Source organism: Schumannella sp. GW821-FHT10F01 (genome assembly GCF_058809295.1).
On record NZ_JBXASM010000003.1, the window covers coordinates 37,617 to 63,796 of the forward strand.

Consider the following 26,180-nt stretch of genomic DNA (forward strand, 5'->3'; position numbering starts at 1 on the left):
GCTAGCGGTCGGATGCCGGCGGCGGCATCCCGGGGCCGGTGCTACTCGATCGGCGGCACCGACCGCGGACGCACGATGAGCCAGAGGGAGAGGTGGAGGACGATGAGGCAGCCGAGCATGACGCAGGCCATCGGCAGCGCGCTCGAGATGCCGATGAGCCCGACGATCGGCGAGATGAGCCCCGCCAGCCCGAAGTTGACCGCGCCGAGCAGCGAGGCCGCCGTGCCGGCCTCCGCGCCGTGGTGGGCGAGGGCGAGCACCTGCACGCAGGGGAACGCGAAGCCGCACGACGTGATGAAGAAGAACAGCCCGACGACGATCACCCACATCGATCCGCCCACGAGCGCGTCGATCGCGATCGTGGCGGCGGCGATCACCGTGACGCAGTGCACCACCGCGAGGATCCACTGCGGCCCGACCCTCCGCATCAGCCGCGCGGACACCTGGTTGCCGATCACCAGCCCGACGGAGTTGATGCCGAAGAGGATGCCGAACTCCTGCGCGCTGAGCCCGTAGATGTCCTGGAACAGGAACGACGACGAGGACAGGTACGCGAACAGCGCCGAGAACTGCATGCCGCCGATGAGCGCGACGCCCACGAACACCCGGTCGTGGAACAGGTGCGAGTAGCGCTCGCGCGCGGTCGTGCGCGGCGCGTCGATGTGATGGCCCTTCGGCCGCGTCTCCGTGACGAGGAACACGGCGGCGGCCAGCGCGACGGCGCCGTAGACGGCGAGCACGACGAAGATGCCGCGCCAGTCGATCACCGCGAGCAGCTGGGAGCCGATGACCGGCGCGATCACCGGCGCGAGGCCGGTGACGAGCGCGAGCCGCGAGAGCATCCGCACGAGGGAGTGGCCGGCGAAGAGGTCGCGCACCATCGCCATCGCGACGACGCCGCCGCCCGCCGCGCCGACGCCCTGCAGGATGCGGAAGACGCCCACCCACTCGACGGTCGGGGCGAGGGCGACGCCGACGCTCGCGGCGACGTGCACTGCGGTCGCGAGCAGCAGCGGGAAGCGGCGGCCGACGCGGTCGCTCCACGGCCCGACGATCAGCTGGCCGAGGCCGAACCCGATCGTCGTGGCGGTGAGGGTGAGCTGCACGGCGGCGTCGGTCGTGCGGAGCTCGTCGACGACGTTCGGGAACGCCGGCAGGTACAGGTCGATGGTGAACGGCCCGAGCCCCACGAGGGCGCCGAGCATGAGGATGACGGTGATGCGCTGGCTACGGGAGAGCGCATCGCCGGGGTGCACGACAGAGGTCACGAATGGGTCGTCCCAAGAAGGATCGCAGAGCGGGAAAGGGGTGATCCGGAGAGAACCGGCCCGACCATCGTATCGATTCGATCGGACCTCGGGTCGGCTTTCGAGGGCGGCCCGGCGGGTCGCACGTCGGGGCGCGCGGCGGGTCACACGGCTGGGCCCGGCGGTCGGCCCGCGACGGTCAGCCCGTGGCGCCGTCCCCGCGCCGGCGGGTGCGGCGCACGATCGTGACGGCCAGTGCGACGGCGCCGAGCACCCCGGCGACGAGCAGGTGCACGCCGGCCAGCACGAGCAGCCCGACGCAGAGCACCAGGGCGACGACGCCCAGCCACCACGACAGGGAGCCGCGCGGCAGCAGCCGCACGGCCGCCAGCATGCCGACGACGTAGACCGACACCATCGACGCGGTGTGGATGAGGATGAAGCCCTCGAGCGGCAGTACCCCGACCGCGCCCGCGACCGTGAGCGACAGCGATACGACGGCCGTGAGCAGCAGGCCGCGGCGCGGCACCTCCCCGGCCGCGTGGCCGCGCGCGAACCAGCGCGGCAGATCGCCGTCGCGGCCGAGCGACGCGGCGAGCTTCGCGAACGCCGGCACGTAGACGTTGAGCACGCCGAGCACGAGCACGGCCGCGACGCCCGCGACGACGGGCGGGCCGAGCTCCGGCGCCCGGGCGGCGACCAGGTCGAGCAGCGGCACCGTGCCCGGGTGGTCGCCGAGCACGAGCACGGTGACGACCTGCAGCACGAGGTACGCGGCGCCGACCACCACCACGGCGACCGCCGTCGCGATCGGGATGGTGCGTCGCGGCCGCCGGAACTCCCCCGCGATGTGCGTCACGGCCTCCCAGCCGGCGAAGGCCCACACCATGAGGCTGATGGCCGTCGCGACGCCGCCCCAGCCGTGCGGCAGGAACGGCTCGAGGTGCTCCGGCCGACCCGCGGGGGCGGCGACCGCGAGCACGCCGACCACGACCGCGAGCAGCACGGCGGTGAGCACGAGCTGCACGCGGCCGCTGAGCCGCAGCCCGACCACGTTGAGCGCGAGCGCCGCCGCGACGAAGCCGAGGCCGAGCACGCCCTGGGCGGCGCGGTCGAGGCCGAGCACGGTGCCGAGGTAGCGGCCGCCGAGCAGCGCGACGACCGGGCAGCCGAACTGCACGCCGAACAGGAACCAGTACCCGGCCGCGCGGGCCGCCGTCGGGCCGAGCGCGAGGCGGGCGTAGTGCGCGACGCCGCCGGCATCCGGATGCCGTGCCGCCAGCGCCGCGAACGTGCCGGCGAGCGGCACGGACAGCGCGAACAGGATGACGACCGCCACGATCGAGGCCGGCCCCGCCGCGTCGGCCGCGAGGCCCGGCAGCACCAGCACGCCCGTGCCGAGCACGGCGGCGATGTACAGCGCCGACGCCTGCACGACGCCGAGCCGGCCCTCCGCCGCCGCGGCGACCGGGCCGGCCTCGGCGGGTGTCGTCGTCATGCGGACAGGATCCCGCGGCCATCCGACACCCGGCGATGCCGTTCCTGCCAGCGGAGGCCGGTGGACTGCCGAATGCCGGGGATCCGGCCCGGATCCCCTGCCGAATGCAGGAGATCGGGCCCGGAGCACAGCCGGATGCAGGAGATCACCGCGTCTCGCGTGCGATCTCCTGCATCCGGCAGCCGGGGCGTCCGCCGGTCAGCTCGACAGGTCGTAGAGCGTGGTGCCGTCGACCGTCGTCGCCTCGTAGGTGGCGGCGACCCAGGCGGAGATGCTGCTGGCGGCATCCGATCCGCCGTTCGACTGACCGGAGACCCCGCTGGCGATGAACCAGTGGATCTGACCCGACTTCACCAGGGCCTGGAACTCGGCGAGCGTCGGCGACGGATCGCTGCCGTTGAAGCCGCCGATCGCCATCACCGGCAGCTCGGTCGCGAGCTGGTAGCCGGCCGCGCTGTTCGAGCCGATCGTCGCGGCGGCCCAGGTGTAGCTGTCGGCGTCCTCGCTGAGGGCCGCCTCCACCTCGGTGCTGACGCTCGAGGAGCCGAGGAGGCCTCCCGCGCCGCCGCCACCGCGGGTGCCGGCGCCGGTCGTGCCGGTCGTCCCGCCGGGCGCGGCCTGCACGCCGGTGCCGGTCCCGGTCCCCGTGCCGGCTCCGGTCCCCGTGCCGGTCCCGGTCTGCCCGGTCCCGGTCTGCCCGGGCGCGCCCGTGCCGCCGCCCGGACCGCCGCCCCCGCCGGGACCGCCCTGGCCGCCGCCGCCGCCGAAGCCGCCCATGCCGCCCGAGACGCTCGGGCCGGCGGTGACGATCGAGCCGGTGTGGGCCGTGGTGACGGTCTGGATCGTGTACGCCGTCGGAGCGAGCAGCGCCGCGGTCAGCGACACCGCCGCGGTGATGGTCGACAGCCGCTTCCCGACCGGATCGACGAGCAGGAGCGCAGCGCCGACGACCGCGAGCCCGGCGACGACGAACTCGAGCCACGGCATCCAGTCGGACGCGCGCTCGAGCAGCACCCACGCCCAGGTCGCGCTGCCGAGCAGCGTCAGGGCGAGCACACCGCGGGCCCAGATGGCCGCACGCGCCTTCCACACCGTGACGGCGCCGATCGCGAGCACCCCGGCGAGCGGCGGGGCGAGGGCGACCGTGTAGTACGCGTGGAAGATGCCGGCCATGAAGCTGAACGCGAGCGCGGTGACGACGAGCCAGCCGCCGAAGAGCAGCAGCGCCGCGCGCTCCCCCGAGACCCGCGGCGCCCGCCGGAGCAGCCAGAGCGCGACGGCGCCGAGCACGAGCGCGGCCGGCAGCAGCCAGGTGATCTGCCCGCCGATCTCGTTCTCGAACAGCCGGGTGATCCCCGTCGAGCCCCACATGCCGCCGGCGGCATTCGCTCCGCCGCCGCCCGTCACGCTGCCGGTCTCATTCCCGGTGAGGCGGCCGAGGCCGTTGTAGCCGAAGGTCAGCTCGAGGAACGAGTTCGTCTGCGAGCCGCCGATGTAGGGCCGCATCGAGGCGGGCACCAGCTCCACGATCGCGACCCACCAGCCGGCCGAGACGATCACGGCGCCGAGCGCCGCGAGCGAATGCCAGATGCGCGTGAGGATCGGGCGGGGGGCGGCGATCAGGTAGACGATCGCGAGCGGCGGCAGGATGAGGAACGCCTGCAGCTGCTTCGTGAGGAAGCCGAAGCCGACCATCGCACCGGCGAGCAGCACCCATCGGACGCGGCCGTCCTCGATGCCACGCAGCGTGAAGTACACGGCGAGGGTGAGCAGCAGCACGAGCAGTGCGTCCGGGTTGTTGAACCGGAACATCAGCGCCGCGACCGGGGTCAGCGCGAGCACGCCGCCCGCGAGCAGCGCGGTCTGGGCCGAGAAGCGGCGGCGCACGGCGGCGTACAGCACGCCGACGGTGACGACGCCCATGATCGCCTCGGGCAGCAGGATGCTCCACGAGCTGAGCCCGAACAGGCGCACCGACAGCGCCATGAGCCACAGGCTCGCGGGCGGCTTGTCGACCGTGATCGAGTTGGCGGCGTCCGAGGAGCCGTAGAAGAAGGCCTCCCAGTTCTGGCTGCCGGCCTGCACCGCCGCGGAGTAGAAGGAGTTGGCCCAGCCGCTCGCGCCGAGATCCCAGATGTAGAGGGCGGCGGTGACGGCGAGCAGGCCGAGCAGGGCGGGACGCTCCCAGACGAGGGCGCCGCGGCGCCCGAGCACCAGGCTGCGCCCGGCCTCGCGGAGCCGGGTCCCGAGGTCGGGACGGGTGGAGCCGGCGGTGCCGGCGGGGATCCGGGTGGACGTGGTCGCGGTCATGCCGCCGCCTCCTCGTGGTCGCGCACCGCTGAGCGGTGCAGGTCGGTCGCAGCGGCGGGTGCCGCCAGGGTCGTGCGGGCGCGCCGGCGGTCGCGGAACACCCACCAGCGGAGGGCCACGAACCGCAGCGCGGTCGCGACGAGGTTCGCCGCGGTGAGGGCCACGAGCTGGGTGGTGGCCCCGGCGCCCGGGTCGAGCGCGTGCACCCCGGCGAGCGCGGCGGCGGTGAGCCCCCACGCGATGCCGAAGACGATGAGGCCGCGCACCTGGTGCCCGGCGAAGCCGGCGCTCCCCCGTACGCCGAACGTGAAGCGGCGGTTGGCCCAGGTGTTGGCGACGGCGGTGACGAGCAGCGCGAGGAAGTTCGCGACCTGCGCCTCGATCGCCGTCTGCAGCCCGAGGTAGAGCAGCGCGTAGGCGAGCGTGGACAGGACGCCCACGATCCCGAAGCGCAGCACCTGGCCGAAGAAGCCGGGACGTCGCGCCTGCTCGAACGGATGCCGCCCGAGCTCGGCGTAGATGGCCTCGACCGGGATGCGGCCGCGCATGATGCCGGTCGTCACGCGGACGACGCCGCGGAGGTCCGCCATCGCGGTCGCCACGATGTCGACCTTGCTGTCCGGATCGTCGACCCAGTCGACCGGCACCTCGTGGATGCGGAGGCCGGCGTGCTCGGCGATCATCAGCAGCTCCGTGTCGAAGAACCAGCCGGTGTCCTCGACGTGGGGCAGCACCCGCTGCGCGACGGCCCGGCGCATGGCCTTGAAGCCGCACTGCGCGTCGCTCGCCCGCACGCCGACGGCGCGGAGGATGACGTTGTACGAGCGCGACACGAACTCGCGCTTCGGGCCCCGCACGACCCGCGACGACGGCGCGAGGCGCGTGCCGATCGCGAGGTCGCTGTGCCCGCTGAGGAGCGGCGCGACGAGCACGGGGAGGGCCGCGAGCTCGGTGGAGAGGTCGACGTCGAGGTAGGCGACCACCTCGGCGGGCGAGTCGAGCCAGACGCGCTTGAGCGCGCGTCCCCGGCCCTTCGCCTGGAGGTGCACCGCGACGACGGAGGGCAGCTCGCGGGCGAGCCGGTCGGCGATCGCGGCCGTCGCATCGGTGGACGCGTTGTCGGCGATCGTGATCCGCCAGCTGAGGTCGAGGTTCTCGCTCAGGCTCGCGGACAGCGTGCGGATGCTGTGCTCGAGCGCCGCCGCCTCGTTGTAGACGGGGACGACCACGTCGAGCCGGAGGCTGTCGTGCTGTTCCATGCTCGACAGGATCGGCAGGGGCGCTATGCCGGACCGCTCCCGGTCCTGCGCCCCGCCCGGGAGTGCCTATGGGGCGGCTATGACGACGGCCCGTCGCCTCCCGGAGACGGCGGAGGCCCGCCCGCGCGATGCGCGGACGGGCCCCTCGTGCGGTGCTGGGTTACTTCTGGGTCAGCGGCTCGAGGTCGTCGTTGCCCTTATAGGCCTCGGCGGCGTTCGCGGCGGTGACGGCGACCGGGGCCAGGTAGTACGTCGGCACGTCGGTCTTGCCGTTGTTCTCCTTGTCCGTGGTCTCCGGGGTGTCGCCCTTCGACAGCGTGGTGATCATGTCGACGGTCTGCGCGATGAGCTTGCGCGTGTCCTTGTAGATCGTCATGTACTGCTCGCCGCTCATGATGAGCGGGATCGAGGCGGCCTCGGAGTCCTGACCGGTCACGACGATGCCGGGACGGCCGGCGTCGGAGACCGACTTGAGGACGGCGCGGGCGAGGTTGTCGTTCGGCGCGAGCACGCCGTCGAGGTCCTTGCCGCCGTAGTTGCCCTGCAGGAGGGTGTCCATGCGGCTCTGCGCGTTCTCAGCGGCCCAGTCGGCGGTCGCGGTCTGCTCGACCGAGGTCTGGCCGGACACGACGGTGAGGGTGCCGTCGTCGATCTTCGGCTTCAGCACCTCCATGGCGCCGTTGAAGAAGACCTTCGCGTTCGGGTCGCCCGGGTCGCCCGAGAAGAGCTCGATGTTGTACTTGCTCTTGTCCGGGAACTTCGCCTTCAGGCCGTCGAGCAGCGCCTGGCCCTGCAGCTGGCCGACCTTGAAGTTGTCGAACGCGACGTAGTAGTCGACGTACGGGCTGGCCTCGAGGAGACGGTCGTAGGCGATGACCTTGATGCCGTTCTCGTGCGCCTCCTTCAGCTGCGTGGTGAGCTGCGAGGCGTCCTTGGCGCCGATCACGATGACCTTCGCGCCGCTGGTGATCATCGACTCGATCTGGCTCTGCTGGTCGGCGACCGTGTTGGTCGCCGCCGCGCCGACGACGGTGCCGTCGAAGCCGGCGTCGTCGAGCGCGCCCTTGAACTGGTCGATCGCGATCTTCCAGTTCTCGCTCGTGGCGTCCGGGAGGGCCACGCCGATCTTGCTGCCCTTGTCGAAGCCCGCCTTGGCGTCGTCGCCGCTGTCGGAGCCGGACCGCTGCGAGCAGCCGGCCAGCACGAGTGCGGCGGTCGCTGCGACGGCCATCGTCGCGAGTGCGATCTTGCGCATGTGATTTCCTTCTCTGTTGGTGGTGGTGATGGGGATCTGTGGGGGTCGGATCAGCTCGGGGTGCGCTCGGCGTCCGCGGGACGCGAGCTGGCCTCCGCCGCGTCGGACGTCGGCGTGATGCGGGGCGCCTCCGGCGCCTCGGCGGTGCGCCGGGAGAAGCGCGACAGGATCGAGCGGCCGCCGGAGCGCTTGCTGATCACGTCGACGGCCACGGCGCCGAGGAGCACGAGGCCCTTGATGATCTGCACCTGGTCCTGACCGGCGCCGAGCAGCTGCAGGCCGTTGTTGAGCACCGCGATGACGAGGCCTCCGACGATGGAGCCGACCACGGTGCCGATGCCGCCGGAGACGGCCGCGCCGCCGATGAAGACCGCGGCGATCGCGTCGAGCTCCCAGCCGTTGCCGTCGAGCGGGCCGGAGGCCTGCGACCGCGAGACGAAGATCATGCCGGCCAGCGCCGCGAGCACCGACATGTTCATCATCACGAAGAAGTTGACGCGCTTGATCTTCACGCCGGACAGCTCGGCCGCATGCCAGTTGCCGCCGACCGAGTAGATGTGGCGGCCGAACACCGTGCGGTTCGTCACGAAGCCGTAGATGAGCACGGCGCCGATGAGGATGAGGCCGGAGACCGGCACGCTCGTGCCGACTCGGCCGCCGCCGAACAGGGTCGACGCGTAGCCGATCACGCCGACGAGCACGACGATCTTGAGGATGCTGACCCAGATCGGCGCCTGGTCGGCGCCGCTGCGGGCCTGCTTGCGGCGCAGGAGCACCTCGCGCACGACCACGGCGACCGCGGCGAGGAAGCCGAGGATGAGCGTCCAGTTGTTGAAGCCGGTGTCGGGTCCGATCTCCGGCAGGTAGCCGCCGCCGACCACGCCGAAGTCCTCGGGGGTGGTGCGGCTGGTGGAGTCGCCGAAGAACAGGTTGAGGCCGCGGAACAGCAGCATGCCGGCCAGGGTCACGATGAACGCGGGGATGCCGACGTAGGCGACCCAGAACCCCTGCCAGGCGCCGACCAGCGCTCCCAGCGCGAGGCCGATGATCATCGCGATCGGCCAGGGGAGGTTCCAGTCGGTCATCGCGATCGCCACGATGATGCCGACGAACGCCGCCACGGAGCCGACCGAGAGGTCGATGTGGCCGGCGATGATCACCATCACCATGCCGATCGAGAGGATCAGCACGTAGGAGTTCGCGTTGACGATGTTGATCACGTTGCCGGGGAGCAGCGTGCGCCCCTCGGTGAGGATCTGGAAGATGATGACGATCGCGACGAGCGCGCCGAGGATGCCGAACTGGCGCAGGCTCGACTGTCCGCCGCCGAACATCTTGCCGAGGTCGCGGAGGCCTCCGCGTCGCGTCGGGATCTGGGTGGTGTCGGTGCTCATCGGACCGGCTCCTTCGCTCGGGACGTCATGTTCTTCATGAGGGTCTCGGGGGTGGCGTCGGCGGCCGGGATGTCGGCCGTGATCTCACCCTCGAAGATCGTGTAGATGCGGTCGGAGATGCCCAGCAGCTCCGGCAGCTCGGAGGAGATCACCACGACGGCCTTGCCCTCGCTGGCGAGCCGCTGGATGATCCCGTAGATCTCGTACTTGGCGCCGACGTCGATGCCGCGGGTGGGCTCGTCGAGGATCAGCAGGTCGGGGTCGGTGAACATCCACTTCGCCAGCACGACCTTCTGCTGGTTGCCGCCGGACAGCTTGCCGACGCCCTCGTCGACCGTCGGGGTCTTGATGCGCAGGTCCTTGCGGTACGAGTCCGCCGCCGCGCGCTCCTTGTCCTCGTCGACGACGCCGAGCGGCGCGATCTTCGAGAGCTTCGCGCTGACGGTGGAGCGCTTGATGTCGTCGAGCAGGTTCAGGCCGAGCACCTTGCGGTCCTCGCTGACGTAGGCCATGCCGTGGTCGATCGCCTCGGAGACCGAGCGCACCTGGATCTCGCGCCCCTCCTTGAGGATCGTGCCGGAGAGCCACGTGCCGTACGACCGGCCGAACAGGCTCATCGCGAGCTCGGTGCGGCCGGCGCCCATGAGGCCGGCGAAGCCGACGATCTCGCCGCGGCGCACGGTGAAGCTCTCGTTCTTGCAGACCAGGCGATCGGGCACCTGCGGGTGCTGCACGTTCCAGTCGCGCACCTCGAAGAGCACCTCGCCGATGTTCGGCGTGTGGTCGGGGAAGCGGCTCTGGAGGCTGCGGCCCACCATCCCGCGGATGATGCGGTCCTCGTCGACGCCGTCGGCCTTCACGTTCAGCGACTCGACCGTGTGGCCGTCGCGGATGATCGTGATGGTGTCGGCGATCGCCTCGATCTCGTTGAGCTTGTGGCTGATCATGATGCTCGTGATGCCGCGGCCCTTGAGGCCCCGGAGCAGGTCGAGCAGGTGCTGCGAGTCGTTCTCGTTGAGCGCCGCGGTGGGCTCGTCGAGGATGAGCAGCTTCACGTTCTTGTTCAGCGCCTTGGCGATCTCGACGAGCTGCTGCTTGCCGACGCCGAGCGTCTTGATCGGGGTGTCCGGGTCGTCGCTGAGGCCGACGCGGGCGAGCAGCTCGATGGCGCGGAGGCGCGCGACGTCCCAGTTGATGATGCCGAAGCGCTTCGGCTCGTTGCCCAGGAAGATGTTCTCGGTGATCGAGAGCTCCGGGATGAGCGCGAGCTCCTGGTGGATGATCACGATGCCGGCGGCCTCGGACTGCTTGATGTCGCGGAAGCGCTGCTCCTCGCCCTGGAAGACGATGTCGCCCTCGTAGGTGCCGTGCGGGTAGACGCCGGAGAGCACCTTCATCAGCGTCGACTTGCCGGCGCCGTTCTCGCCGCAGATCGCGTGGATCTCGCCCGCGGAGACGGTGAGGTTGACGTCGTCGAGCGCGATCACGCCGGGGAAGCGCTTCGTGATGCCGCGCATCTCGAGGATGGTGCGGGGGTCAGACATGACGGCCCCCGATCCGGGCGGGGGCGACGCGGTGCGGGCTCACCTGGCTCCTTCGCTTCTCGACGGCGTTGTCGACGCGGTCGGATCGATCCGCGTTCGTGTGACCGTTCACACGGTCAATCGAAAAGTAGTGCCCGCTCCGGGGCATGTCAAACCGGACCATGCGTTCGTCACCGTCTCGTGATCATCGTCGTCCCGGCGCGCCGGTCGACGCGCGCAGCACGAGCTGGGGGCGGATGGAGGCCGTCTCGGCGACCGGCTCGCCGCCGAGCTGGGCGAGCACCAGCGCGACCGCGCGGCGCCCGATCTCCACGAAGTCCTGGCGGATCGTGGTGAGCGGCGGCGAGTAGTGGGCGGCATCGGGGATGTCGTCGAAGCCGACGACGCTGACGTCGGCCGGCACGCGGATGCCGGACTCGCGGAACGCGTGCAGCAGGCCGAGCGCCATCTGGTCGTTCGACGAGAACACCGCGGTGAAGTCGGCCCGGTTGAGCATCTCGCGGCCCGCGCGGTAGCCGAACTCGGCCGTCCAGTCGCCGAGCACGGGCGGGATGACGCCGAGGTCGTTCTCGTCCATCTCGCGCAGGAAGCCGCGCATCCGGGAGTCCGCCTCGATCCAGTCCTGCGGGCCGGCCAGGTGCACGACCCGGCGGTGCCCCAGCTCGATCAGGTGCCGGGTGGCCAGGCGGGCGCCCTCGAACTGGTCGACGGAGACGCTGTGCACCTCGTCGCGGCGCTCCGAGTCGAGCATCACGAACGGCACGCCCGTGGGGCTCGAGACGAGCGCGTCGAAGACCCGGGCCTGCGGCGCGACGACGACGATCGCCTCCGCCGCCTGGCCGACGAGCTGGTCGATCGACTCCCGCACGGAGGCCGCGTCGCTCTGGCAGCTGGCCACGGCGAGCCGGTAGCCGGCGGCGCGGGCGGCGTCCTCGATCTCGGTCAGCACGGTCTGCTGCCCGTAGGCGGCCATCCGGGAGGCCATGAGCACGCCGAGCAGGCCGGACCGGCTCGTGACCAGGGCGCGAGCAGCCTGGTTCGGCCGGTAGCCGAGCTCGTCGATCGCCTCGAGCACGCGCTGCCGGGTCTCCGGCCGCAGGCTCGGGGAGTCGTTGAGCACCCGGGAGACGGTCTGGTACGACACTCCGGCGGCGCGCGCGACGTCACGGATGTTCGGGGCACGGGTGCCCGGCTGTGTCGTCACGAGGTTCCCGACGTCATCGGCGGATGTGTACGTTCACATCTCGACAGCCATTATGCACGCTCGGACGCGCGCGACGACCCGCGATCAGACGCGGCCGAGGGCCTGCCGCAGGTCGGCGAGCAGGTCGTCCGGCGACTCGAGCCCGACCGACAGGCGCACGATCGAGTCCGGCACCTCGAGCTCGGTGCCGCGCACCGACGCGTGGGTCATCTCGGCCGGGTAGTTCACGAGCGACTCGACGCCGCCGAGCGACTCGGCGAGCGTGAACAGCTCGAGCGACTCCGCGAACGCGCGGGCCGCGGCGCCGCCGGCGGCCAGGTCGAGCGAGATCATGCCGCCGAAGCGCCGCATCTGCCGCGCCGCCAGCTCGTGGCCGGGGTGGCTCGGCAGCCCCGGGTACAGCACGGCGGCGAGGGCCGGGTGGCCGACGAGGGCCCCCGCGATCGCGGCCGCCGAGTCGGAGTGGCGCTCCATCCGCACGGCGAGGGTCTTGATGCCGCGCGTCGTGAGCCAGGCGTCGAACGGCGCGGACACGGCGCCGGCGGCGAACTGGATGAAGCCGATCCGCTCGGCCAGCTCGCCGTCGCGGAGCACCACGGCGCCGCCGAGCACGTCGCTGTGGCCGCCGAGGTACTTCGTCGCCGAGTGCACGACGACGTCGGCGCCGAGCGACAGCGGCTGCTGGAGGTACGGCGACGCGAAGGTGTTGTCGACGACGACCGTCGCCCCGGCCGCGTGCCCGAGCTCGGCCAGCGCCGCGATGTCGCTGATCTTCATGAGCGGGTTGCTCGGCGTCTCGACCCAGAGCACGGTCGTCGGCGTCGCCAGCGCGGCGCGCGCCGCGTCGAGGTCCGAGAGGTCGGCCGTGACGAGCTCGACGCCCCACGGCACGTGCAGGCGGTTCACCAGCCGGTGCGTGCCGCCGTAGACGTCGTTGCCCATGACCACCCGGGCGCCCGGCGACAGCAGCGCGCGCAGCACGGCGTCCTCGCCCGCGAGACCGGAGGCGAAGCTGAGGGCGCGGTCGGCGCCCTCGAGCGCGGCGAGCTGCGTCTGCAGCGAGTCGCGCGTCGGGTTCGTGCCGCGGATGTACTCGTAGCCCTGGCGGAGGTTGCCGATCCCGTCCTGCCGGTGCGTCGTCGACAGGTGCAGGGCCGGGATCACGTCGCCGGTGGCGGCATCCGGCTCCTGTCCGGCATGGACGGCGCGGGTGGCGAAGTCGTCGTTGGACGCGGTGGTGCTCATGGTGCTGGTCTCTTCCGGATCGTGGCGCCGAGGATCAGGCGCTGAGGTAGGCGAGCAGGTCGTGGCGCGTGATCACGGCCGCCGGCTTGCCGTCGCTGGTGACGAGGAGGGCGGGAGCGCGGGTCAGCGCCTCCTGCGCCGACTCGACGGTCTCCTGCATGCCGATCAGCGCGAGCGGCGGGCGGATGTAGGCGGCCAGCGCGTCGGTGAGCTGCGCGCGGCCGGAGAACACGGCCTCGATGAGGGTCTGCTCGTCGATCGAGCCGACGACCTCGCCCATGACGACGGGCGGCTCCGCCGAGAGGACCGGCATCTGCGAGATGTCGTACTGGCGCATCTTGTCGATCGTGTGGCGGACGGTGTCGCTCGGGTGCACGTGCACGAGGCCGGCGACGTCCGGCGACTTCGTGCCGACCATGTCGGCGATGGTGCGGTCGGCGCTCGGCGGGAGGAAGCCGTAGGAGCGCATCCACTGGTCGTTGAAGATCTTGCCGAGGTAGCCGCGGCCGCCGTCGGGCAGCAGGATGACCATGACATCGTCGGGCCCGAGGTCGCGGGCGGCCTTGAGCCCGGAGGCGACGGCGAGGCCGCTGGAGCCGCCGACGAGCAGTCCCTCCTCGCGCGCGAGGCGGCGGGTCGCCTCGAAGCTCTCGGCGTCGCTCGAGGCGATGATGTCGTCGACGACCGTCGCGTCGTAGGCGGTCGGCCAGAAGTCCTCGCCGACGCCCTCGACGAGGTACGGGCGGCCGGTGCCGCCGGAGTAGACGCTGCCCTCGGGGTCGGCGCCGATGATCCGCACCGCCGGGTTCTGCTCCTTGAGATACCGCCCGACGCCGCTGATCGTGCCGCCCGTGCCGACGCCGGCGACGAACTGCGTGATGCGCCCGTCGGTGTCGGCCCAGATCTCCGGCCCCGTGGTCTCGTAGTGGCTCAGCGGCCCGTTCGGGTTCGAGTACTGGTCGGGCTTGAACGCGCCCGGGATCTCGCGAGCCAGCCGGTCGCTGACGCTGTAGTAGGACTCCGGGCTCTCCGGCGGCACCGCGGTCGGGCACACCACGACCTCGGCGCCGTATGCGCGGAGGGTGTTGACCTTGTCGTCGCTGACCTTGTCCGGGCACACGAAGACGCAGCGGTAGCCGCGCTGCTGAGCCACCAGCGCGAGCCCGATGCCGGTGTTGCCGCTCGTCGGCTCGACGATCGTGCCGCCCGGCGCGAGCCTGCCCTCGCGCTCGGCCGCGTCGATGATCCGCACCGCGATGCGGTCCTTCGACGAGCCGCCGGGGTTGAGGTACTCCACCTTCACGAGCACGGTCGCGGCGATGCCCTCGGTCACCCGGTTGAGTCGGATGAGCGGCGTGCCGCCGATCACGTCGAGCACGGAGTCGGCGTAGTCCATGCTCGAAAGCGTACCCGCGGGCGGTGTCCGATGACCGGGCGTCAGACCGCCGGCGCCGGAGCCCCGTCGCCCGCGCTGGCCGCCGCCAGCTGCTCGGCGAACAGGCGCGCGTACACGCCGCCGGCGGCGAGCAGCTCCGCGTGCGTGCCGCGCTCCGCGATCCGCCCGCGGTCGACGACGAAGATCACGTCGGCCGCCACCACGGTCGAGAGCCGGTGCGCGATCGCGAGCGTCGTGCGGCCGCGCGACGCGGTGTCGAGGGCGCGCTGCACGATCCGCTCGCTCACCGTGTCGAGCGCGCTCGTCGCCTCGTCGAGGATCAGCACGGGCGGGTCCTTCAGCAGCACGCGCGCGATCGCGACGCGCTGCTTCTCGCCGCCGGAGAGCCGGTAGCCGCGCTCCCCCACGACGGTGTCGTAGCCGTCGGGGAACGACGCGATGGTGTCGTGGATGTTCGCCGCGCGCGACGCCGCCTCGAGCTCCGCCTGCGTGGCATCCGGCTTCGCGTAGCGGAGGTTCTCGGCGATGGTGGCGTGGAAGAGGTAGGTCTCCTGGCTGACGATGCCGATCGAGCCGACGAGCGAGTCGGCGCGCAGCTCCCGCACGTCGTCGCCCGCGAACAGCACGCGGCCGCCCGCCACGTCGTAGAGCCTCGGCACCAGGTACGACACCGTCGTCTTGCCGGCGCCGGACGGGCCCACGAACGCCGCGTACTGCCCGGGCTCCACGCGGAGGCTCACGCCGTCGAGCGTCGGCGGGGTGTCCGGTCCGGCGTCCGGGTAGCGGAACTCGATGGCGTCGAACTCGACCTCGCCGAGCCGGTCGGCGCGCACGTCGTGCGCGTCCGGCGCGTCCTCGATCGCCGGTACCAGGTCGAGGTACTCGAAGATGCGCGCGAACAGCGCCTGCGAGGTCTGCAGGTCGAGCGCGACGCGGAGCAGGCCGAGCAGCGGGAAGGTCAGCCGGGCGAGCACGGTCGTGAACGCGATGATCGTGCCCGCGGTGACGTCGACGCCGCCGGTGAGCAGCCAGGCCGCCACCAGGTAGATCACCGCCGGGATGACGGAGAGGATGACGTTGACGAGCCCGAAGAACCACTGCCCGCTCATCGCCTGACGGATCTGCAGCCCGATCTGGGTGCGGTTCTCGGCCTCGTAGCGCTCCACCTCGGCGTGCTGCCGGGTGAAGCTCTTCGTGAGCAGCACGCCGGAGACGCTGAGGGCCTCCTGCGTGATGGCGGTCATCTGCGACAGCGACTCCTGCGTCTGGGTCGCGATGCGGGCGCGCACCTGGCCGACCCGGCGCTGCGCGATCACGAGCAGCGGCAGCAGGATGACCGCCACGATCGTCATCTGCCAGCTCAGCACGATCATCGCGACGAGCGCCGCGAGCACCGTGACGGTGTTGCCGACGATGCTCTGCACCGTGTTGCTCAGCACGCCGGCGACGCCGCCGACGTCGTTCTGCAGGCGGGACTGGATGACGCCCGTCTTCGTGCGGGTGAAGAAGCCGAGCTCCATCGCCTCCAGGTGGCGGAACAGCTTCACGCGCAGCGCGCCCATGACGCTGTTGCCGACCCGGGCCGTGAGGTAGGTCTGCGCGACGCCGACCGCGGCCGAGGCGAGGGCCGCCGCGACCATGAAGCCGACGATCTCGACGAGCACCGGCACGTCGACCTTGCCGTCGGCGGGGAACAGCCCGCGGTCGAAGGCCTGCTGGGTCAGCAGCGGCGAGACCACGTTGATCGCGGCGCCGACCAGCACGAGCACGAGCGTGCCGGCGAGCGGCGCCCGGTACGGGGTGAACAGCTCGGCGATCCGGCCGACCAGGTTCGGGATGCGCGGTGCCTGCGCGTTCTCCGCGCGCTGCACGGCGGCGTCGGATGAGCCGATGCGGCCGCCGCCGCGACCTCCGCCTCCACCGCGCATGCTCATCTCGGTCAGCCTAGGGCCGCGGCGGGGACACCCGCCGGTGGCGGTGGGACGGGCCGGCGGCATCCGGAGGGGAACGGGTGAGCCGGTGGAGCGGGCCCGGGAACACGGAAGGCCGAGGGACCGGACGCCCTCCGCGACATCCGATCCCCCGGCCGGTCCGGGTGAGTCTGCCCGGAGCATAGCGTCTCCGGACGGACGTGGCACGGTGCGGGTGACGGGGCGGGCATCGGAGGTGCGGCCCGTGAGCCGCACCTCCGACCAGCTGATCGTCCCCGTCAGCTGCGGATCCTCACGCCGATCGTCCCTTTCGGCGTAGAGCGAGGATCCGGGTCTAGCCCCGCGCCTCCTTGCGTCGGCGGAGCACCGTCAGGACGGTGAGCAGTGCTCCCAGGGAGAGAAGGGAGACGCCGGCCGCGAGCGGCAGCGCCACGTCGGCGCCGGTCGTCGCGAGGGCCTCGATGGTCACGCCGCCGACCTCACCGGGGGTGGAGGGCGTGTTCGGCGTGGTGGGCGGGGTGACCGCGCAGTTCACGGGCACCTCCTCCTGGACCACGATGTTCGACGGGGTCGACGTCAGCGTCACCCGGTAGGTGTCGCCGTTCGTGACGTTCGCGAAGGTGAGGTCCGACGGGTTCACGGTCGCGACCGACCGGGTCGAGACGTTCGTGAAGGTGCCGTCGGCGTTGCGGTGGTCGAGGTCGATCCGCCACGACTGCTGACCGGGGGTCAGGTCGCTCAGGGTCACGACGATCGACGGCGAGGAGCCCGCGACGCAGGCGATGCTGACGCCGCCGACCTCGGGCTGCGGCGGGCAGTCGTCGACGACCACGGTCGTGGTCGCGGTGGCCCGCGACTCGAGCGTGTCCGTCACGACGATCGTGTAGTCGCCGCCCTTGGTCAGTCCGCTGAAGGTCAGGTTCTTCGAGACCGCGTCGGCCTGGAAGGTCTGCGCCGGCTGGCCGGTGACCGGCTCGCCGTCATCGGTGATCGTCACGGTGTACGAGCGGCCGGTGGTCAGGCCCGAGACGGTCGCGGTGATCTCGCCGGCGCCGTTCGGCACGGTGCACGGGTCGAGGTGCGTGGTGATCTTCGGCACGGAGGCGCAGGACTCGGCGACGAACGCCGCGGTCTGCGTGGAGGCCGACGACACCGTGTCGACGACCGTCAGCGTGTGGCTGCCGAACGCGAGGTTCTTCAGGCCCTCGGTGATCGACGCGGTGCCCGACTCGGCCACGAACGTGGTCAGGGCCCTGCCGTCGAGCGTCACGTCGTAGCTGCGTCCGGGCACGAGGCCGGAGAGGTTCGCGCTCACGGCGCGGGTGGTGTCGCCGATCGTGCAGGGTGCGGGCTGGATGGCGATCGCCAGGACGCCGCTCGGGCACGGCTGCACGAGCACCTTGGCGGTCTGCGTCGAGTCGGCGTTCGTGCCGAAGGCGACGGTCAGCGTGACCTCCTGCGCGGCGGTGCCGGTCGGGAGGACGTTCACGATGAGGGTCTTCGCGGCGGTCGCGGTGTAGCTGCTGCTCGTGTTGAGCGAGGTGGTCACCACGTACTGCTTGCCGGGCACGAAGGCGTCGGACTTGACCGTGATGGCGGCGGGGCCGCCGGGCGCGGTGCAGGCGCCGGCCTCGAGCGAGATCGTGCCGACGGTCGGGCAGGGCTCGGACTTGACCGTGGTGGTCGCCGTCAGCTTCGGCTTCTGCGTGTCGGTGACGGTCACCGTGTAGGTGCCGCCGGTCTTCGTGCCGGCGAAGGTCACGGTGTCCGTGGCGCCCTTGGCCGTGATGGCCTGCGCCGTCAGGCCCGTCGCCGTGACGGAGTAGGTGCGCCCGGCGGTGAGGTTGCCGAGCTTCACGGTCAGCGGGATCGTCGCGTCCGGGCTGGTCACCGTGCAGGTGTCGGCCGACGCGGAGATGGTCGGCGTCGTCGGCACGATGCAGCCCGTGGTGATGCCGCTCTTCGTGTAGTGCCAGCGCGGGTCATTGTCGCCGGCCTTGACCTCGACGGTCCAGTTGTAGTTCTTGGACGAGTCGGGGAACGTGATCGTCTTGCTCAGCGCGTTGCCGAACGAGAAGGTCTGGTCGAACGCCGCGACGGCGCCGGTCGTCTCCGTGTAGGAGATCCGCATCGTGTTGGTCTTCGAGCCGTCGTAGTTCTTGTAGTTGGCCAGGATCTGGGTGCAGTCGACCGTGACGGTGCCGTCGTGCGCTTCGGCCGGCGCCGCGGCGGACGTGACCGCGAGGACGCCTCCGGAGAGCAGGGCGACAGCGAGCGCTGCGGCGCCCGCGATCACGCGGTGGCGTCGCGAGAAGCGCGACAGGACGCCCTCTCGGGCGTCATCGGGCAGGGGTGACTTCTGGGACGAGAAGCGCATCGGGGGAGCGGGCTTCCTACTACTGCCGCGCGATCCCCTCGGGGGTTCACCTGCTCATCGTCCGGCTGGGTGGGCCAGACGCAATTCGGGCTTCGGGCTCGGCAGAGGGTAAGGCTGACGAGACCGGTGAACACGTCGGGGGAACGTGCGGTCATCGGGTCCGATCGTGGGGGGCGATCGGAATCCGGGAGCGCGGGGACGACCCGGATGTCCTCATTGTGGTGGACACTGCTCGTCCCGCGCAAGTACTGTGGAGAGAAGGACAGACTGTCCGCTCCGCGTGTGCTGGGATTCCGCGCGGAACGGCCTGCGAACCCGTCGCGCCGCCTGCCCTGACGTGATCCGGTCCCCGCCGGAGACCCGCCGCAGTCCACGAAAGAGTCCCTTCAGTGATCCGCCATCCGTCCCCGGATTCGCTCCGCACGCTCGTCGCCCGCGCCGTCGGCGAGGGCGATCATGCGAGCGCCCTCCGTGCCGTCGCCGAGTCGTGGCGGCCGCTCGCCGCGGCGCACGGCGCCGCCCTGCGCGACATCATCGCGCTGCTGCCCGAGGACGCCTGGGCGCGCGAGCCCGACGTCGCCGTCGCGCTCGGCGCAAGCTACCGCGCGGGCGGCGAGAGCGCCTCCCCCGCGCTCGCCTACCTCGCCGCCGCCCGGGCCGGCGCCCGCGAGCTCGGCGCCCCGGCGCCCGTCCGCGTCGACGCCGAGCTGCACTCCGCCGCCGCGCTGCGCCAGGTCGGCCGCATCGACGACGCGGCCGGGCACCTCGACGAGGCCGAGCGGCTCGTCGAGTCCGCGGCCGGTGAGAGCATGCCGTGGCGCGTCGGCGCGCAGGCGGCGATCGCGATGCAGCGCGGCATCGTCGCCATGCACCGCGGCGAGCTGGCGGATGCCGAGCGGCAGCTCCTCTTCGCCGACGGCCTCGCCGACCGCCATCTCCCCCTGGCCGAGCGGCTCGAGTGCCGTGGCGCCCTCGCGCTGTGCTCGATGAGCTCCGGCGACCTCGACGCGGCAGAACGCCGCGCCGACGCCGTGCGCGAGGAGGCCGGCGACAGCGGCCTGCTCGCGGGCGGGTACGGCGCCGCCGCCCTGCTCGCGGAGCTCAACACCGCGATCGACCGGTTCTCGACTCCGAGGGCGGCCGAGCTGCTGCCCGAGGCGCTGGCCGCCGCGGCCGGCACCGAGTGGGAGCCGTTCGCGCTCATGCTCGGCGGGCGGCTCGCCCTCGTCGAGACCCGCTACGTCGAGGCGCTCGACTTCCTCCGCCGCGCGGCCGTGCTGCTCGACGGCTGGCACGCGGAGCGGATGTGGTCGCTGCTCGGCGGCATGATGCGCGCGCAGGTGCTCATCCGGGTCGGGCAGGGCGACGAGGCCTGGCGCCTGCTCAGCCGGCTGCCCTCCACTCCGCAGCACGAGGCCTGCAGCGACCGGTTCGTGGCCGAGCTGCGGCTGCTCAACGGCGACGTCGAGGGCGCCTCCGCGGCCCTCGAGCCGTGCGAGGAGCTCGGCGACCTGCACTCGCCGCGGCCGCTCATCGAGGTGCAGCTGCTGCGCAGTGCGATCGAGCTCGAGCGCAGCGCCCTCGCCGCGTCCGACCACTGGGCCGACCGCGCCCTGCTGTCGATGTCGGAGAGCGGCTCGCTCATGCCGCTGCTGTTCCTGCCGGACGGGCTGCTCGACCGGGTGCGCGACCGCGCGCTCGCGCGACGCCAGCCGGAGGCCGTCCGCGCGCTGCTCGAGCGCGTGTCGCAGCATCCGCGCCCCGAGACCGGCCCGAAGCACGAGCAGCTGACCGCCCGCGAGACCGCCGTGCTCGACCGGCTGCGGCTCGGCGAGACGATCTCGGGCATCGCCGCCGCCCTGTACCTCTCCACGAACACGGTGAAGACGCACCTGCGCAACATCTACCGCAAGCTCGGCGTCGGCTCCCGCGAGGAGGCCGTGCGCAAGGCCTCGACGCTCGGGCTGTATCTCGGCTTCACCCCGGGATCACCCCCCGGCGGCCGACCGGCCGGCTGACGGACGTGGTCTCATGGTGCTCCGCGGAGCGCCGACCTGATCCGTCAGCCCCGCGGCGGCGGGGCGCGTCGAACGACGCGTCCCGCTCGCACGACGAAGGGCGCCGCCCCACCCGGAGGTGGAGCGGCGCCCCTCGTGTCTCCGGACGGATCCGGAAGCGGGATTACTTGAGGGTCACCGTGGCGCCGGCGGCCTCGAGGGCCTCCTTCGCCTTCTCGGCGGTCTCCTTGTTCGCACCCTCGAGCACGTTCGACGGCGCGCCGTCGACGAGCGCCTTCGCCTCGCTGAGGCCGAGGCTGGTGAGGGTGCGCACCTCCTTGATGACCTGGATCTTGGACGCGCCGGCGGCCTCGAGGACGACGTCGAAGGAGTCCTTCTCCTCGACCTCCTCGACCGGGGCGGCAGCGCCGCCACCAGCGGCGGCGACGGCGACCGGCGCCGCGGCGGTGACCTCGAAGGTCTCCTCGAACTTCTTGACGAAGTCGCTGAGCTCGATGAGCGAGAGCTCCTTGAAGGCGTCGAGCAGCTCGTCGGTGGTGAGCTTGGCCATGTCTTACTCCTTGTGGTTTCTGGTCTCGGCCGTCGCGTGGACTACGCGGCGGACTCCTGCTTGGCGCGGAGCGCGTCGACCGTGCGGACGGCCTGCGCGAGCGGCGCGTTGAACATGTACGCGGCACCGAACAGCGAGGCCTTGAAGGCGCCGGCCAGCTTCGCCAGCAGCACCTCCCGGGACTCGAGGTCGGCCAGCTTGGTGACCTCGTCGGCGGTGAGCGGGGCTCCGTCGAAGAAGCCGCCCTTCACCACGAGAAGAGGGTTCGCCTTGGCGAAGTCACGCAGGGCCTTGGCCACGGCCACGGTGTCACCGTGGACGAAGGCCATCGCGGACGGACCGGCGAGGTCCTCGTCGAAGGCGGAGATCCCCGCCTCGTTCGCCGCGATCTTGGTGAGCGTGTTCTTCACCACGGCATAGGTCGCGTCCTCACGGATCTTCTGGCGCAGCTCCTTGAGCTGCGCCACCGTGAGGCCGCGGTACTCGGTCAGCAGAACCGCGTTCGAGTCGCGGAAGTGATCCGCGAGCTCGGCGACGGTGGCTTCCTTGTTCGCCATGGCGCTCCTTGTGTGTGGATTCGATTGCTGAGAGACCGCGCCGACGGAAAAGGCTCCGGCACTGCTGTGACGACTGCACAGACGGGCGGAGCCTCTCATCGCGGTTCGCGACGAATCACTTCACACGCCTGCGCAGGCCCTCCCGAGGGAGTCTTGGTCCGTCGCGACGAGCACCTTGCGGTGCGGGCACGACGAAGACCGGCGGTCTTCGGCTCCGTCAGGGTACCCGAGACGCGCGTGCGGCGCAAAACCGGTCAGGCGCCGTCCCGCCAGCTGTGCCGCGGGTCGTAGCCGAGCAGCCGGCGGGCGCGGTCGATAGAGAGCAGCGTCTGCCGCCCCTCGACGGGCCGGAACTCCACCCCGGGGAACTGCTCCGCCACGAGCTCGGCGCTCGGGCGCTCCATCACGGTGTCGGCCGCGGCGATCACGAACGTGTCGTAGCCGGGCTCGGCCCGCTCGAGCGCGAGCCCGATCGCCTGGGCGCCGTCGCGGGCGTCGATGTAGCCCCAGAGGTTCCAGCGGCGCAGCGCCGCGTCGTGCTGCCAGTCCGCGAAGCCCTGGTAGTCGGCGGGCACCATGACGTTCGAGAAGCGGAGGCCCGTGATGCTGAGCTCGGGGTTCCAGCGCACGAGCTTGCGCGCCAGCTCCTCCTCGAGGTGCTTCACGACGGAGTACATGCTCTCCGGGCGCGAGGGGTAGTCCTCGTCGACCGGGATGTACGGCGGGTCGGCCGTGAACGGCAGGCCGAGCAGCGTCTCGCTCGACGCGTGCACGATGCGCCGGATGCCGGCGCGGCGGGCGGCCTGGAACACGTTGAAGGTGGCCGTCATGTTGTTGTGGAAGGTGGCGGAGTCGGGGCGGATGCCGCCCGCCGGCACCGCGCCGAGGTGCACGACCGCCTCGATGCCGGAGAGCCGGTCGTCGAGGCCGGACAGCACGTCGACCACCTGGCCGTAGTCGGTCAGCTCCACCTGCACGAAGTCGCCGCCCCGCTGCCCGACGGCGTCGAGCCGGAGGACGTCGTGGCCGGCGGCGGCGAGCTCCGCCGCGACGACCGTGCCGAGCTTGCCGGTGGCTCCCGTGACCGCGATGCGCATGCACCCATCCTGCTCCGCGTCTCGACCGCGCGCGCACGCGCTCGGCGGATGCGCACCTTCGGCGGGGCGTCGGCGGGTGTCGGCGCGGCGGCTCACAATGGAGGGGTGAACCGCCTGCAGCCGACGCTCTCCCTCTGGGATGCGCCGCCGGTGCCCTGGCGGGAGCGGATCGTCGCCGACTCCGACGACCGGGTCGCCTGGCTCCGGGCACGCGCCCACGGCGTGACGGCGACCGACGTCGCCCGGCTCTCGAGCGTGCGGGCGGTGCCCGCGCTCGCGACCGAGAAGCTGCTCGGCAGCCGGTTCTCGGGCAACGCCTTCACGGAGCACGGCCGCACCCGCGAGCCGGAGATCGGGCGCTGGGTCGGGCGCGTGCACGGCATGCGGCACAGCACGAAGCTGTTCCACGCGGACGGCGAGACCCGCCACCTCGCGACGCCGGACGGCCTCCGCGAGCGCGAGGGCCGCCTCGAGCTCTGCGAGATCAAGACCACGAAGTCAGCGTGGCGCAGCATTCCCCGGTCGTACCTGCGGCAGGTGTGGTGGCAGCAGTACGTCCTCGGCGCGGAGCGCACGCTCGTCGTCTGGGAGCAGCACCGCGACTTCGTGCCGGTCGCCACCGAGCCCCAGTGCAAGTGGGTCGACCGGGACGAGAACGAGATCCACGGGCTCGTCGTGCTCGCCGACCGGCTGCTCGACCTCATGGCCCGCCGCTGACCGGCCCGTCGCCGTTGTCCGAGCCGTCGCCGCGGTGACGATCCCGAGCGCCGCGATCCAGGCGATGCCCGCGGTGGTGGCGACGAGCTCGAGCCGGCTGCCCAGGTCGGAGTGGAATCCGAACGCCGACATGAGGCCGCCCGCGCCGGCGACGACCGCCACGAAGATCGCCGCCGCGAGCGAGATGCGCCGGAGCACCGGATGCCCGGCCGCGCGCGAGCACTGCAGCATCGCGACCGCGGCCGCGGCGAAGGCGAGGGTCGCGCAGAGGGTGTGCACGAAGTCCTGCAGGGTGAACGTCGCGCCCCACGGCACCGGGCAGCCCGACGTGCAGGTCACCCGCGAGGCCACCAGGAAGAACCCGCACGACACCGCGAGCGTCGCGCTCGGGGCGACCAGCCCCACGATCCGGCCGCGCGCCCGCAGCCCCCGGCAGGCCCAGGCGATCGCGAGCCCGCCGGCGACCAGCAGCGTCAGCGCGAGCTGGAACCAGCCCGCGGTCGGCATGCCGACGGCGCCGAGCTCCGACACGTAGAGGTCGCGCGGGATGCCGGCGCGCGCGATCCAGATGATCGCCAGCGCGGCGAGCGCGGCGAGGGCCCCGGCCGATGCGGCGACGGCGAGCGGCGCGGCGCCGGCGAGCGGGGTGCGGCCGGTCATCGACCGCGCAGCGGCCAGCGGCGGCCGCGCCGCGACACCCAGATCGCCGCGGCCCCCACCCCGCCGATGACGGCCGCGATGAGCACCATGTAGAAGAACACGGACACGTAGCCCTCGGGCGCGGTGTTCGGGTTGAGGAACGGGTACGGGTACCAGAACGGATTGCCGGAGACCTGGTCGTCCACGAGCGGACCGCGGATCATCGTGTAGACGGTCCACACCAGCGGGAAGGCCACGACCACCCCGATGTGCTTGAACTCGAGCCGGTTGCGGCCGGGAGCCAGCAGCCAGTCGAGCACGACGAGCAGCGGCGCGATCACGTGCAGCACCTCGTTCGACCAGGCGACCGTCGTGCCCTGGGGCAGCTCGATGCCGCGCAGCAGCGTGTTGTAGACGATGCCGGTCGTCGCCATGTAGGCGGTGACGCACGCCCGGAACACGGTCCAGTTCCGAGTCTCGCCGCCCCGCCCGCCGCGGAGCAGGATGACGGCGCCGGCCGCGAACGACACCGCGCTGAGCAGGTTCGAGTCGATCGTGAAGAAGCTGAAGAAGTTCGTCACCTGGGTGGCCGGATCGGTGATGCCGGCGGCCGCCCAGACCTCGAGGCTGCGGAGCAGCTGCGCCACCACCGCGGCCACGATGAGGACGAGTCCGCCGATCCGGATCGCGATCGCCAGCGCGCGCATGTCCACCCCTGCCTGCCGGCGCGAGGGCGCCGTCCCGATGCGGCGCGGAGCCGCCGTCGTCGCATCGTATCGGCGGGCGGCGCATCGTTTCCAGCGCGGTGACCTGCCCGAAACACCGGCGACTCACGGAGCCGGTTCACTGTGGGAGAGATACGGGGAGGGCCGATGACGACCGACATGCGGGCGATGACGATCGCGGGATCCGGTGACCCGGACGTGCTGACGCCGGCCCGGGTGCCGATGCCGATCCGCGCGAACGCCGAGGTGCTGGTCAAGGTGATCGCGGCGGGCGTGAACCCGGTCGATGCGAAGACGCGGTCGGGGGCCGGGGCGTTCGCCGCCATCGACGCGTTCCCGGCGATCCTCGGCAACGACTTCAGCGGCATCGTCGTGGAGGCGCCGTACGAGGCGCACGCGCTCCAGCCCGGCACCGAGGTGTTCGGCATGGGCATGGTGCCGCGCATGAGCGGCGCGTACGCGGAGTACCTGTCGGTCACCGAGCTCAGCGTCATCCGCAAGCCCGCCGTCCTGTCGCACGTGGAGGCGGCCGCCGTGCCGCTCGCCGCCCTGACGGCCTGGGGCATGGTCGTCGAGACCGCGAAGGCGCACGAGGGCCAGCGGATGCTCATCCACGCCGGCGCGGGCGGCGTCGGGCACTTCGCGGTGCAGTTCGCCGCGTACTTCGGCGCGCACGTGATCGCGACCGGCTCGACGCGCAACCTGCCCTGGCTGCGCGAGCTCGGCGCCGCCGAGACGATCGACTACACCGCCGCGCCGTTCGAGCAGCAGATCGCGGAGGCGGATGTGGTCATCGACCTCGTCGGCAACCTCGGCGACCGCACCTCGTCGCGCTCGCTCGCCGTGCTGCGCACCGGCGGCCTCATCGTGACCGGGCCGTCCGGCGGCTGGCCGACGATGCGGGCGGAGGCGGAGGAGGCCGGCGTCCGGGCGACCGGCTACCGCGTCGCGCCCGACGGGGCCACCCTCGCCGTGATCACCCGCCTGCTCGAGTCGGGCGCCGTGAAGGTCTTCGTCGATCAGGTCTTCGATCTCGCCCACGCCGCCGATGCGCATCGCGCGGTCGAGTCCGGGCACACGCGCGGCAAGATCGTGCTCACCGTCGCGGGCTGAGCGGGCCGCCGCGCCGCCGCGCCATCCTCGCGGATCGAGTCTTGACGCGCGCCGTCCGCCGTCCTATATTCAACTCATCGGTTCTGAACCGAAACGTTGAATAC

General features: G+C 72.1%; 19 protein-coding genes and 1 pseudogene. 3 read left to right on the plus strand and 17 right to left on the minus strand.

Annotation, left to right across the window (positions count from 1 at the left end):
- Positions 1–41 precede the first annotated feature (41 nt).
- From AC1RSJ_RS05005 to AC1RSJ_RS05060, 12 genes are all read right to left on the minus strand, one after another.
- The gene (locus tag AC1RSJ_RS05005; protein ID WP_493117244.1) at positions 42–1,268 is read right to left on the minus strand and encodes a multidrug effflux MFS transporter; all 1,227 of its coding nucleotides are present in this window, start codon (positions 1,266–1,268) and stop codon (positions 42–44) included.
- A 178-nt stretch (positions 1,269–1,446) separates the two neighbouring features.
- Positions 1,447–2,745 (minus strand): APC family permease, encoded by a 1,299-nt coding sequence (locus tag AC1RSJ_RS05010; RefSeq protein ID WP_493117245.1) that lies wholly within the window; start codon positions 2,743–2,745, stop codon positions 1,447–1,449.
- 198 nt (positions 2,746–2,943) lie between these two features.
- On the minus strand, positions 2,944–5,055 hold the full coding sequence (locus AC1RSJ_RS05015) for an ArnT family glycosyltransferase (protein WP_493117246.1): 2,112 nt from the start codon (positions 5,053–5,055) through the stop codon (positions 2,944–2,946).
- Complete coding sequence (locus tag AC1RSJ_RS05020; RefSeq protein ID WP_493117247.1) at positions 5,052–6,314, minus strand: bifunctional glycosyltransferase family 2/GtrA family protein; 1,263 nt, start codon at positions 6,312–6,314, stop codon at positions 5,052–5,054. Before AC1RSJ_RS05020 ends, AC1RSJ_RS05015 begins: the two co-directional genes overlap by 4 nt.
- A 160-nt stretch (positions 6,315–6,474) precedes the next feature.
- Entirely contained in the window at positions 6,475–7,569 is a 1,095-nt protein-coding gene (locus AC1RSJ_RS05025) for a substrate-binding domain-containing protein (protein WP_493117248.1), read from the minus strand.
- Between the two features lie 50 nt (positions 7,570–7,619).
- Positions 7,620–8,963 (minus strand): multiple monosaccharide ABC transporter permease, encoded by a 1,344-nt coding sequence (gene mmsB, locus AC1RSJ_RS05030; RefSeq protein WP_493117249.1) that lies wholly within the window; start codon positions 8,961–8,963, stop codon positions 7,620–7,622.
- Positions 8,960–10,507 carry a multiple monosaccharide ABC transporter ATP-binding protein gene (gene mmsA / locus AC1RSJ_RS05035; RefSeq protein ID WP_493117250.1) on the minus strand — a complete coding sequence of 516 codons (1,548 nt, stop codon included), beginning with the start codon at positions 10,505–10,507 and terminating at the stop codon, positions 8,960–8,962. The genes mmsB and mmsA overlap by 4 nt, the downstream gene beginning before the upstream one ends.
- 184 nt (positions 10,508–10,691) lie before the next feature.
- Positions 10,692–11,711, minus strand: coding sequence for a LacI family DNA-binding transcriptional regulator (locus AC1RSJ_RS05040; protein ID WP_493117251.1), 1,020 nt, complete (start codon positions 11,709–11,711; stop codon positions 10,692–10,694).
- Positions 11,712–11,795: 84 nt separating this feature from the next.
- A complete protein-coding gene (locus AC1RSJ_RS05045) occupies positions 11,796–12,956 on the minus strand; it encodes a cystathionine gamma-synthase (RefSeq protein ID WP_493117252.1) in 1,161 nt (386 codons plus the stop codon).
- Between the two features lie 34 nt (positions 12,957–12,990).
- Complete coding sequence (locus AC1RSJ_RS05050; RefSeq protein ID WP_493117253.1) at positions 12,991–14,352, minus strand: cystathionine beta-synthase; 1,362 nt, start codon at positions 14,350–14,352, stop codon at positions 12,991–12,993.
- A 41-nt stretch (positions 14,353–14,393) separates the two neighbouring features.
- The gene (locus tag AC1RSJ_RS05055; RefSeq protein WP_493117485.1) at positions 14,394–16,280 is read right to left on the minus strand and encodes an ABC transporter ATP-binding protein; all 1,887 of its coding nucleotides are present in this window, start codon (positions 16,278–16,280) and stop codon (positions 14,394–14,396) included.
- 337 nt (positions 16,281–16,617) lie between these two features.
- Positions 16,618–18,660, minus strand: coding sequence for a hypothetical protein (locus AC1RSJ_RS05060; protein WP_493117254.1), 2,043 nt, complete (start codon positions 18,658–18,660; stop codon positions 16,618–16,620).
- 389 nt (positions 18,661–19,049) lie between these two features.
- Between AC1RSJ_RS05060 and AC1RSJ_RS05065 the strand changes: the two genes are divergently transcribed.
- The gene (locus AC1RSJ_RS05065) at positions 19,050–20,678 is read left to right on the plus strand and encodes a helix-turn-helix transcriptional regulator (protein ID WP_493117255.1); all 1,629 of its coding nucleotides are present in this window, start codon (positions 19,050–19,052) and stop codon (positions 20,676–20,678) included.
- A gap of 163 nt (positions 20,679–20,841) precedes the next feature.
- Here AC1RSJ_RS05065 and rplL read toward each other — a convergent pair whose 3' ends face one another.
- The 3 genes from rplL to AC1RSJ_RS05080 form a co-directional block, all read right to left on the minus strand.
- On the minus strand, positions 20,842–21,228 hold the full coding sequence (gene rplL, locus AC1RSJ_RS05070) for a 50S ribosomal protein L7/L12 (RefSeq protein WP_493117256.1): 387 nt from the start codon (positions 21,226–21,228) through the stop codon (positions 20,842–20,844).
- Positions 21,229–21,269: 41 nt separating this feature from the next.
- Positions 21,270–21,785 (minus strand): 50S ribosomal protein L10, encoded by a 516-nt coding sequence (gene rplJ, locus AC1RSJ_RS05075; protein ID WP_493117257.1) that lies wholly within the window; start codon positions 21,783–21,785, stop codon positions 21,270–21,272.
- Positions 21,786–22,039: 254 nt separating this feature from the next.
- Positions 22,040–22,882 carry an NAD-dependent epimerase/dehydratase family protein gene (locus AC1RSJ_RS05080; RefSeq protein WP_493117258.1) on the minus strand — a complete coding sequence of 281 codons (843 nt, stop codon included), beginning with the start codon at positions 22,880–22,882 and terminating at the stop codon, positions 22,040–22,042.
- A 105-nt stretch (positions 22,883–22,987) separates the two neighbouring features.
- Here AC1RSJ_RS05080 and AC1RSJ_RS05085 point away from each other — a divergent pair, with 105 nt between their 5' ends.
- The gene (locus AC1RSJ_RS05085) at positions 22,988–23,599 is read left to right on the plus strand and encodes a YqaJ viral recombinase family protein (RefSeq protein ID WP_493117259.1); all 612 of its coding nucleotides are present in this window, start codon (positions 22,988–22,990) and stop codon (positions 23,597–23,599) included.
- 51 nt (positions 23,600–23,650) lie between these two features.
- On the opposite strand, the pseudogene AC1RSJ_RS05090 reads toward AC1RSJ_RS05085, so the two are convergent.
- Together AC1RSJ_RS05090 and AC1RSJ_RS05095 are read right to left on the minus strand one after the other, a co-directional pair.
- A pseudogene (locus AC1RSJ_RS05090) lies at positions 23,651–24,259 on the minus strand (DUF998 domain-containing protein); the annotation flags it as partial.
- Positions 24,256–24,945, minus strand: a complete 690-nt coding sequence (locus tag AC1RSJ_RS05095; RefSeq protein WP_493117260.1) for a Pr6Pr family membrane protein — start codon at positions 24,943–24,945, stop codon at positions 24,256–24,258. The gene AC1RSJ_RS05095 and the pseudogene AC1RSJ_RS05090, both read right to left, overlap by 4 nt.
- 165 nt (positions 24,946–25,110) lie before the next feature.
- On the opposite strand from AC1RSJ_RS05095, the gene AC1RSJ_RS05100 reads away from it, so the two are divergent.
- Positions 25,111–26,076: an NADP-dependent oxidoreductase gene (locus tag AC1RSJ_RS05100; RefSeq protein ID WP_493117261.1), complete on the plus strand. Its 966-nt coding sequence runs from the start codon at positions 25,111–25,113 to the stop codon at positions 26,074–26,076.
- Positions 26,077–26,180: the final 104 nt, after the last annotated feature.